Annotated in this window: 6 protein-coding genes; 4 read left to right on the top strand and 2 right to left on the bottom strand. The window is 75.4% G+C overall.

All coding sequences use genetic code 11. From position 1 onward, the window contains the following. The coding region (locus ACWERV_RS36505) for a metallophosphoesterase family protein (RefSeq protein ID WP_452941170.1) at positions 1 to 1197 on the top strand (1197 nt) is incomplete at its 5' end. A gap of 60 nt (positions 1198 to 1257) precedes the next feature. Here ACWERV_RS36505 and ACWERV_RS36500 read toward each other — a convergent pair. Beyond that, complete coding sequence (locus tag ACWERV_RS36500) at positions 1258 to 1671, bottom strand: ASCH domain-containing protein (protein WP_398174502.1); 414 nt, start codon at positions 1669 to 1671, stop codon at positions 1258 to 1260. 212 nt (positions 1672 to 1883) lie between these two features. On the opposite strand from ACWERV_RS36500, the gene ACWERV_RS36495 reads away from it, so the two are divergent. The 3 genes from ACWERV_RS36495 (at position 1884) to hemC (ending at position 4546) form a co-directional block, all read left to right on the top strand. Beyond that, positions 1884 to 2858 (top strand): alpha/beta fold hydrolase, encoded by a 975-nt coding sequence (locus ACWERV_RS36495; RefSeq protein ID WP_452941168.1) that lies wholly within the window; start codon positions 1884 to 1886, stop codon positions 2856 to 2858. Between the two features lie 22 nt (positions 2859 to 2880). Beyond that, positions 2881 to 3435: a DUF1707 SHOCT-like domain-containing protein gene (locus ACWERV_RS36490; protein ID WP_452941166.1), complete on the top strand. Its 555-nt coding sequence runs from the start codon at positions 2881 to 2883 to the stop codon at positions 3433 to 3435. A gap of 175 nt (positions 3436 to 3610) precedes the next feature. Beyond that, positions 3611 to 4546: a hydroxymethylbilane synthase gene (gene hemC / locus ACWERV_RS36485; RefSeq protein ID WP_452941164.1), complete on the top strand. Its 936-nt coding sequence runs from the start codon at positions 3611 to 3613 to the stop codon at positions 4544 to 4546. Between the two features lie 20 nt (positions 4547 to 4566). Here the strand turns inward: hemC and ACWERV_RS36480 are convergent. Continuing rightward, positions 4567 to 4942: winged helix-turn-helix transcriptional regulator (locus ACWERV_RS36480; RefSeq protein ID WP_452941163.1), on the bottom strand; the 376-nt coding region annotated here is incomplete at its 5' end.

Raw genomic sequence — 4942 nt, 5'->3', positions numbered from 1 at the left:
GCACAGGTCGGGCAGGAGCCGGACGCGTCCGAGCCGCCGCAGCCCGACCCGTACGTCGTCGAGCAGGGCGAACTGCCCGACCGGCGCTGGACGTTCGCGGTGCTCTCCGACCTGCACATCAGCGCCGCCGCCGGGCTGGACTCCTTCTCCGGGCGGCAGGCCGTCGAGGCGCTCGGCCAACTCGTCGCGAGCAAGCCGGACTTCGTGCTGATCAACGGCGACTTCGTCGACAACAACACGCAGGCCGACTTCGACCTCGCGCTCGGCCTGCTGCGCGACCACGTCCCTGCCGGCCTTCCGGTCTACTGGACGCCGGGCAACCACGAGGCGGGTCTGTCGGCGACCGGCGGTCTGGACACCTTCCTGTCCGCGACCGGCCGTCCCAACAAGCAGGTGCTGGACCACAAGGGCGTGCGCTTCATCCTGCTGGACTCGCACACCGGCGACATGCGCACCTCCGACTGGGCCCAGGTGCCGCTGCTCCAGGCCGAGTTGGCGAAGGCGGCGAAGGACCGCTCGGTCACCGGTGTCGTGGTGTCCTTCCACCACCCGCTCAGCGACCCCTCCGGCGCGGGCGCCTCGCAGCTGTCCGACCAGCTGGAGGCGGGCCTGCTCCAGCAGTGGCTGGCGGACTTCCGCGAGCAGTCCGGCAAGCCCGTCGCGCTGTTCACCGGCCACGCGCACACCGCGTCCGTCACCCGCGCGGACGGCGTCCTCGACATCACCACCCCGGCCGTCGGCAAGACCCCCTACAGCTCGCCCGACCAGGGCGGCTTCTTCGGCTGGATGCACGTCGCCGTCGATCCGCGCCCGGCGCGCATCAGGGCCGGGGAACCCAGCCCCGACACCCGCGAGTGGCTGGTGGCCGAATCCCGCCCGCTCATCGACGGCATCGAACTCGCCGCCCCGGCGCGGCTCGCGCGCGGCGCCTCGGCGGACGTCATCGCCACCGGTATCACCAGCGAGTTCGGTCTGCGCTTCCCGCTGCGCTTCCCGGCGAGCGTGACCTGGTCCGGCAGCCGCGGCCTGGCCGTGGCCCGCACGTCCGCCGAGGCCGCGACCGCGCGCCGCCGCCACGGCACGCTCGCCGTCCTCGACCTCGCCGCGGGCACGCTCACCGCGGTCGGCAGGGGCGAGGTCACGCTGACGGTGGCCGCGGGCGGGCTGACGTCCTCGGCGAAGGTGACACTGGGCTGAGCCGGGCCCGTCCGCCCCGCGCCCCGGCAGGCGGCGCGGGGCGGACGGGGCGCGGGCCCGCTACTCCGGGACGACCCGGAAGCGCTCGGCCACCACGAGCGTGCCGCCGTCGACGACCGGGGTGCGGCCCAGGAAGTCGCGGACGCCCTCGCTCGTGAAGAAGTCCACGTGCGCGTCCCGCCACTGCGCCGCGTCGGCGTAACCGCGCCCTTCGGCGTGCGCGAAGTCGTCCCCGACCTCCGCCATCGGCAGCACGGTCACCTCCACCAGCTCGATCGTGACGGCGTGCGCGCCGTCGGAGTCGACGACGGAATAGCGCTGCCCGACCGCCGGCAGCGCCTCGCCCGCGTGCTCGTAGATCTCCTTCAGGCCGGTCAGGGCCGTCTTCTCGCCGCTGCGGATCGCGGCCACACCGCGGTCGCGCTCCGGTCCGGGGAAGGCGAGTTCGAGCACCGGCAGTTCGTGATCGCTCATACGGCGAGCGTAGGAAGGGGCGTCCGGCGGTCACAAGGCGATTCCGCGCGGGGCGTAAGACACGGAGCAGGTCCGTAGGACACATCGGCCCTCACCTGCGGCGTCCGGCGGGCGGCGGTGTTGCCGGATCGGCAAATGATCTTGGTGGGCCGGGTGCCGGTGCGGATGATCAGGGACGGAGCCCGTCCCCTCGCCCCTTCCGGAGGAGCGCCATGCCGCAGCAGTTCACCCACCGGCTCGTCCCGTCGCCCGCGGGGCGGACACACGTGGTGGAGCACGGGGAGGGGCCGCTCGTGCTGCTCGTCCACGGCTTCCCCGAGTCCTGGTACTCCTGGCGGGCCCAGCTGCCCGCGCTCGCGGCGGCCGGATTCCGCGCGGCGGCCGTGGACGTCCGCGGCTACGGGCGCTCCTCGCGGCCCGCGGAGCCGGAGGCGTACCGCATGACGGAGCTGGCCGCCGACGCGGCCGCCGTCGTCCACGCGCTCGGCGGCGGACCCGCGGTGATCGTCGGGCACGACTGGGGCGCGAACATCGCCGCGAACGCCGCGCTGCTGCACCCGGACGTCTTCCGCGCGGTGGGGCTGCTGAGCGTGCCGTACGCGCCGCGCGGCGGACCGCGGCCGTCCGGGATCTTCGCCTCGATGGGCGGCGACGAGGAGTTCTACGTCTCCTACTTCCAGCAGCCCGGCCGCGCCGAGGCCGAGATCGAACCCGACGTCCGCGGCTGGCTCGCGGGCTTCTACGCGGCGATGTCCGCCGACACGATGCCCGAACCCGGCGCCCCCGACCCGCACTTCGTCCGCCCCGGCGGCACCCTGCGCGAGCGCTTCCCGCACGACCGCACCCCCGCCTGGCTCGGCGAGGCCGAGCTCGACTTCTACGCGGGCGAGTTCGAGCGGACCGGACTCACCGGGGCGCTCCACCGCTACCGCAACCTGGACCGCGACTGGGAGGACCTCGCGGCCCTCGACGGCGCCCCGGTGCGGCAGCCGTCCCTCTTCGTCGGCGGCGCCCTCGACGCCTCCACGACATGGATGTCGCAGGCGATCGACGCCTTCCCCGCCACGCTGCCCGGCCTGGTCTCCCACCACATCCTCGACGGCTGCGGCCACTGGATCCAGCAGGAGCGCCCCGCCGAGGTCAACGCCCTGCTGACCGGCTGGCTCACCGGCCTCCCGCCCGCCTGAACACTGCCCCTATCGTGGGACGGTGACCACCCCGCCCGCGCAGCCGCCCCAGCCGCCCCTCACCGACGACGCCCGCGAAGCCGCCGTCCGGCGGCTGCGCGAGGCGTACGCGGCCGAGCACCTCACGCACGAGGAGATGGACGAACGCCTCGGCCGGGCCCTCACCGCCCGCACCGAGGCGGACCTCGCGGCCGCCGTCGACTCCCTCCCCGCCGAGCCCCCGGGCCCCGAGGAGACCGCCGTCACCATCAGCGCCGCCACCGGCCGTATCCGCCGCGGCGGCGCGTGGCAGCTCCCCCGCAGGCTGAAGGTCGAATCCGCCTTCGGCAAGGTCCGGCTCAACCTGTCCCGCGCGGTCTTCCCGCACCCCGTCCTCGACCTCGAACTCGCCCTCGGCACGGGCAGCGCGCGCATCACCGTGCCGCGCGACGCGATCGTCGAGGTCGGCGACCTCACGACCGCCTGGAAGGACCTGCGCTACCGGCCCCGCCCCACCACGTCCGCCACGGCGCCGACCATCCGGGTGTCCGGCGTCGTCGGCTTCGGCCGCCTCAAGATCCGCCACGCCCGCCGCTGACCCTGCCTCCACGGGTGACCCACCACGCCCGCCGCCGAGTTCGCCTCCACGGCTGACCCGCCGCCCGGGGGCGTCCCCCGCGTGCCGACCCGCTGTCTGCATCAGCAGGCGGCGGCCCGCCCTAGGCTCGGAGAACCGGCCGGTGTGCGGTCCGGACGGAGCGGAGGTGGTCGCGATGGCCCGGTACCTCGTCGGCTCGCGGGCGAGCAATCTCGCGCGGGCACAGGTGCGGCAGTACCTCGCGCCGCTGCGGGAGCGCTTCCCGGAGGCGGAGTTCACCCACCGGGTGATCCTGGAGGGCGGCGACCGCGACCGCCGCTCGGGCCTCGCGGACGTCTCCGCGGGCAGCGGCGGCTCGGCGTTCAGCAGCGCGCAGGAGGCGGCGCTCGCCCGCGGCGAGGTGGACGTGGTCGTCCACTCGCTCAAGGACCTGCCCACGGCCGTACCCGAAGGCCTCACGCTGCTGGCGCCGCCGGGCCGGGAGGACGTGCGCGACGCGCTGTGCGGGGCGACGCTCACCGGACTGCGGAAGGGGGCGCGGGTCGGTACGGGCGCGGCCCGGCGGGCCTCGCAGTTGCGGGCGGTGCGGCCGGACGTCGAGATCGTCCCGATCCGCGGCAACGTGCCGCCGCGGCTGCGCAAGATCGAGTCGGAGGGCCTGGACGCGGTCGTCCTCGCCGCGGCGGGCCTGCGCCGCCTGGGCCTGGACGACGCGATCGGCGAGCTGCTGCCGCTCGACCTCTTCCCGCCGAGCCCCGGCCAGGGCGCCCTCGGCATCCAGGTCCGCACCGACGAGTCCTCCGCGCCGCTGCGCGCCCTGCTCGCCACCACGGCCGACCCCGCCGCCGACGCCGCCGTACGGGCCGAACGCGCGCTGCTCGCCGAACTGCACGGCGGGTGCAGTGTCCCCGTCGGCGCCTACGCCCGGCTCCTCCCGGACGGCACCCTCAGCCTGCTGGGCCAGGTCGGCTCCCTGGACGGCACGACCCAGCTCACGGCCTCCCGCGCCGACGCCGCCCACTCCCCCGAGGCCCTCGGCCGCGCCGTGGCCGCCGACCTCGTCGCGCAGGGCGCCCACGCGCTCCTGGACGCGGCGCGGGGCACGCGCTGAGGCACCCGCCGAGGCACCTGCTAGGGAAGCGGTTCCGGCGGGGTGGCGGCGCGGTCGTCGAAGGCCACCCGGGCGGTGAGGATCTGCTGCGCGTGCTGCACCGACCACGCGCTGATCGCGCTCGTGACCTGCCCGGCCTCGACGCCGAGGTCGGTCAGCGCGTACTCCACGCGGGGCGGCACGGTCGGGTAGACGGTGCGCCGCACGAGGCCGTCGCGCTCCAGTGACCGCAGCGTCTGCGTCAGCATCTTCTGGGTGATCCCGTCCAGCAGCCGCCGCAGTTCGCTGAAGCGCATCGGGCGGTCGTAGCGGCGCAGGGCCGCGAGGACGTACAGCACCCACTTGTTGGCGAGGGCCTCGACGACGGTGCGCGAGGGGCAGTCGCGCCGGTAGGTG

The sequence above is a fragment of the Streptomyces sp. NPDC004031 genome (assembly GCF_053604375.1).
This window is presented reverse-complemented; position numbering and strand designations above follow the sequence as displayed.

Bases quoted from the DNA above. Each gene is read 5' to 3' on its own strand.
- hemC (WP_452941164.1), top strand. From the start codon at position 3,611: ATGGCCCGGTACCTCGTCGGCTCGCGGGCGAGCAATCTCGCGCGGGCA.
- ACWERV_RS36495 (WP_452941168.1), top strand. From the start codon at position 1,884: ATGCCGCAGCAGTTCACCCACCGGCTCGTCCCGTCGCCCGCGGGGCGG.
- ACWERV_RS36500 (WP_398174502.1), bottom strand. From the start codon at position 1,671: ATGAGCGATCACGAACTGCCGGTGCTCGAACTCGCCTTCCCCGGACCG.